Below are 2,511 nucleotides of genomic sequence, written 5' to 3'. Positions count from 1 at the left end.
TTTGGCATGGGCATGGAGCGTCTGACCATGCTGCGCTACGGTGTGACCGATCTGCGCGCCTTCTTCGAAAATGATTTACGTTTCCTCAAACAATTTAAATAAGGGCAGGTTATCCAATGAAATTCAGTGAACTCTGGTTACGCGAATGGGTAAATCCAGCCCTGGACAGCGCTGCGCTGTCTGAGCAAATCACCATGGCCGGTCTGGAAGTGGACGGCGTGGACCCGGTTGCTGGCGCTTTCCACGGCGTGGTGATCGGTGAAGTGGTCGAGTGCGGTCAGCATCCAAATGCCGACAAACTGCGCGTTACCAAAATCAATGTCGGTGGCGATCGCCTGCTGGACATCGTCTGTGGCGCGCCGAATTGCCGCCAGGGTCTGAAAGTGGCTGTTGCCACCGTTGGCGCAGTCTTGCCGGGCGATTTCAAAATCAAAGCCGCAAAACTGCGCGGTGAGCCGTCAGAAGGCATGCTGTGCTCATTCTCGGAGCTGGGTATTTCCGACGATCACAGCGGCATTATTGAATTACCAGCTGATGCGCCGATTGGCACTGACATCCGCAGCTATTTGCAGCTTGATGACAACACCATCGAAATCAGCGTCACCCCAAACCGCGCCGATTGCCTCGGCATCATTGGTATCGCGCGTGATGTCGCGGTGCTGAACGGCTTACCGTTAACTGCACCGGCGATTGAGCCAGTCAAAGCGACCATCAACGATACTTTCCCGATTCGCGTTGATGCCACCGCAGCATGCCCACGTTATTTAGGCCGTGTAGTCAAAGGCATCAATGTGAAAGCCGCGACACCACTGTGGATGCGCGAAAAACTGCGTCGTTGCGGCATTCGCTCCATCGATCCCGTGGTTGATATCACCAACTATGTGCTGCTGGAACTCGGCCAACCGATGCACGCCTTCGATCTTGATCGTCTTGACGGCGGTATCGTGGTGCGTATGGCGAAAGAGGGCGAAGCGTTGACGTTGCTGGATGGCACTGAAGCCAAACTCAGCGGCGACACGCTGGTGATCGCCGATCATCACAAAGCGCTGGCGATGGGCGGCATTTTTGGTGGTGAGCATTCAGGCGTTAATGAAGAAACTCAGAACGTGCTGTTTGAGTGTGCTTACTTTGATCCGCTGGCGATTACCGGCCGCGCACGCCGTCAGGGCTTGCACACCGATGCATCACATCGCTACGAGCGCGGTGTCGATCCGGCCTTGCAGCACAGGGCCATTGAGCGCGCAACCCAACTGCTGTTGGATATCTGTGGCGGCGACGCGGGCCCAGTCATCGATCAAACCGACGCCAGCGCATTGCCGCCGCGCGCCACGATCACGCTGCGCCGTGAAAAGCTGGATCGTTTGATTGGTCACGTGATTGCCGATGAGCAGGTCACCGACATCCTGACCCGTCTCGGTTGTGAAGTGACGGTTGGCACGGGTGAATGGCAAGCGGTGACACCAAGCTGGCGTTTCGATATGGCGATTGAAGAAGATCTGGTGGAAGAAGTGGCGCGCGTGTACGGCTACAACAACATTCCCGATGTTCCGGTTAAAGCCAGCCTGATCATGACTCAGCATCGCGAAGCCAATTTGTCGCTGAAGCGTGCGAAAAATATGTTGGTCGATAAAGGTTATCAGGAAGCCATCACCTACAGCTTCGTTGATCCAAAAATTCAGCAACTGCTGCATCCGGGTGAAGAAGCGCTGATTCTGCCAAGCCCGATTTCCAGCGATATGTCCGCTATGCGCTTGTCGCTGTGGACCGGTCTGCTCGGCGCGGTGATGTACAACCAAAACCGTCAGCAAGGCCGTGTACGCCTGTTTGAGAGCGGTTTACGCTTTGTGCCTGATACTCAGGCCGATCTCGGCATCCGTCAGGATCTTATGCTAGCGGGCGTTTTAAGCGGTAATCGCTATGAAGAGCATTGGGATCTGGCGCGCCAGACGGTTGACTTCTATGATTTGAAAGGCGATTTAGAATCGGTATTAGATTTGACCGGTAAACTTGATGCAATTTCCTTCCGTGCCGAAGCCAATCCGGCGCTGCATCCAGGACAAAGCGCTGCAATTTATTTACACGGCGAACGAATCGGATTTATCGGGGTGGTTCATCCGGAGCTGGAACGTAAGCTGGATCTTAACGGTCGCACCTTAGTGTTTGAACTGCTTTGGAATAAGGTCGCAGACCGCGTCCTGCCTGATGCGGGCGAGATTTCTCGCTTCCCGGCAAACCGCCGCGATATCGCTGTTGTCGTGGCTGAAAACGTGCCCGCAGCAGATATCATTGCGGAGTGTAAGAAAGTTGGCGTAAATCAGGTAGTTGGCGTAAACTTGTTTGACGTGTACCGTGGTAAGGGCGTAAACGAGGGTGAAAAGAGCCTTGCGATTAGCCTGATTTTGCAGGATACCAGCCGGACACTCGAAGAAGAGGAGATTGCCGCGACCGTTGCCAAATGCGTTGCGGCATTAAAAGAGCGATTCCAGGCAACCTTGAGGGATTGAACCTATG

At 54.6% G+C, this 2,511-nt stretch carries 1 protein-coding gene and 1 pseudogene; both read left to right on the top strand.

Annotated elements, in window-relative coordinates:
* A pseudogene (locus ABDW13_RS23445) lies at window positions 1-102 on the top strand (phenylalanine--tRNA ligase subunit alpha); the annotation flags it as partial.
* 14 nt (window positions 103-116) lie between these two features.
* Entirely contained in the window at window positions 117-2,504 is a 2,388-nt protein-coding gene (gene pheT / locus ABDW13_RS23440; protein ID WP_343554890.1) for a phenylalanine--tRNA ligase subunit beta, read from the top strand.
* The last annotated feature ends 7 nt before the right edge of the window (window positions 2,505-2,511 follow it).

The sequence above is a fragment of the Pantoea sp. genome, assembly GCF_039594315.1.
GTDB lineage: Bacteria > Pseudomonadota > Gammaproteobacteria > Enterobacterales > Enterobacteriaceae > Pantoea.
The sequence above is the reverse complement of the archived record's forward strand: the minus strand, read 5'-3'. Positions and strand labels throughout refer to the sequence as shown.

What these genes read in the sequence shown, in the direction of transcription:
- pheT (WP_343554890.1), top strand. Translation starts at nt 117, where the DNA reads ATGAAATTCAGTGAACTCTGGTTACGCGAATGGGTAAATCCAGCCCTG.